The sequence below is a fragment of the Stenotrophomonas sp. GD04145 genome (genome assembly GCF_029835135.1).
GTDB classification, from domain to species: Bacteria; Pseudomonadota; Gammaproteobacteria; order Xanthomonadales; family Xanthomonadaceae; genus Stenotrophomonas; species Stenotrophomonas maltophilia_P.
Genome location: NZ_JAODZG010000092.1, coordinates 1 through 1,905, shown reverse-complemented (window position 1 = coordinate 1,905; position 1,905 = coordinate 1). Strand labels below are relative to the sequence as shown.

Sequence of the window (1,905 nt, the reverse complement as noted above, 5' to 3'; positions counted from 1 at the left end):
CAGCAGCTGCTGGCTTTCCTGCAACTGGCTCAGTGCCTGCGGCGCCGCCAGCTGCGGCGTACCCGGCTCGGTGGTCAGCAGCAGGCCACGGCCGGCGCGCAGTGCACCCTGGGCCTGCGTGGACAGTTCCACACCAAAGCCCCGCTCGCCCTCGCGCACGTTGTCCTGGCCGCCCTTGAGATGGCCCAGGGTCAGGGTGGTCTCGTGCTGGGTGGTGGACAGCTGCGCGCGACCCTGGCCCGGCGTGTCATCGAAGCGCAGCTGCTGGTAGCCGCCCTGCCCGCCCTGGCTGTCGGCCAGCGCCTGGCTCTTGAAACCGGTATACACCGCGGCGTGATCGTTGCCCTCGAACCATGCCGCCGCATTACCGGTGGCGTTGGCACCGCCACCGTTGATCTGGTTGTGCTGCGCGTCCTGCTGGCCACGGCCGTTGTACACCGCACCGACCACCACCGGGCGGTCGATGTCGCCCTCCAGGAAGGCCACCAGCACTTCCTGGCCGCGCCGTGGCAGCACCACGCCGCCCCAGTTGTCGCCCGCCCATGGGGTCATCACCCGCACCCACGTCCAGGCCCCCCCGGTGGCCGGGGCATTGTCGTCCCCACCCGGATGGACCAGCCCGCTGCTGGCGTTGCCGCCGCGCTGCCACGGGAACTGCACCTTGATGCGGTGGTCGCGGTCGGACAGCAGCGGGTCGCCATCGCTGACCACGATCGCACTGAGCGTGCCGGTGATGGTCGGCCGCGGATGCAGATGCGTGCCATGGCCATCGTCGGTCTGCGGCCGGTAGGTCACTTCGGCCGGGATGGCCACAAAGCGGTTGTCGTAGAAGGCGGTGGAGACCTCACCGGGCGCACGCCCATTGGCCAGGCCCGACAGCGCGCCCGGCAGTGCCGGCGCGGCCACGCTGGACGGACCCAGGGTCTGCTCCAGCGCATCGAATACATCGGCATCGAGGTTGTTGCGCGCCTGGTGCTGCACCGACAAGCACAGGAACTGCGCGTCCTGGCTCACCTGCGGGTGCTGCGACAGGCCGAACCGTGCGCCCGGGGCCAGCGTGCGCCACTGGCCGGCACCGTCGATGGTCTGCGCGCGCACGCGCAGCGCATCCAGGTGCTGCTGCGCGCGGCGCTGGCCGCGGGCATTGTCCTGCCAGCCGTAGGGGCCGCAGGTGTCGCGGTCGATGATGCCCAGGTCGTTGGCCTGCCCGCTTTCGGCGCTGGCCTGGCGGCGCTCCAGGGTGCGGTAGTCCCAGGTGGCACGCTGCACCTTGCCCGGACGCCAGCGGTGCGCGGTCGACCACTGCTGCACGCTGTCACTGCGCTCGCTCTCATCGCGCCGATGGAAGCGCACGCTGCCCAGCTCGGCGGTGTCATGGCTGTGATCGGCCAGCACCAGGGTGTGGCTGCCGAAGTCGGCACTGCCAGGGTCACCGGCGTGCTCGAACCAGTAATAGATGCCTTCCTCGGCCAGCAGGCGCTGCAGGAAGGCCAGGTCGCTTTCCTGGTACTGCGTGGTCAGACTGCGCCGCGCGTACTGGCCGCCATCGGCCAGCGACCAGCGCCAGGCCGGGGCCAGGCCACCGTAGTCGGCGACGATGTCCTCGACGATCTCCACGATCGTCCTGTCGTGGAACACATAGCTGTCCACCCGCTGCGACAGGAACGCCAGCCACGGCTGCAGGCGCAGCCGGTAGCGTGCCAGGCCGCCATTGCTGCCCAGCCGCTCGGCGGCGGTGATGCGTCCATGCAACGGCCGCAGGCTGCCGTCGGCCTGCTGCATCTGCAGCAGCGCGCCCTGCCCGATCAGCGGGCCCAGCGGCAGGCCCGCATCCAGCGACAGCGCCGTGATCGTCCACTGGAAACCGATGCCGTCGATCTGTTCGACGCCATCCAGCGTTTCGGC

At 70.4% G+C, this 1,905-nt stretch carries 1 protein-coding gene; it reads right to left on the bottom strand.

What is annotated here, in order from left to right:
* A partial coding sequence (gene tssI, locus N7367_RS19330) for a type VI secretion system tip protein TssI/VgrG (RefSeq protein WP_279943031.1) occupies positions 1 to 1,905 on the bottom strand: 1,905 nt, incomplete at both ends.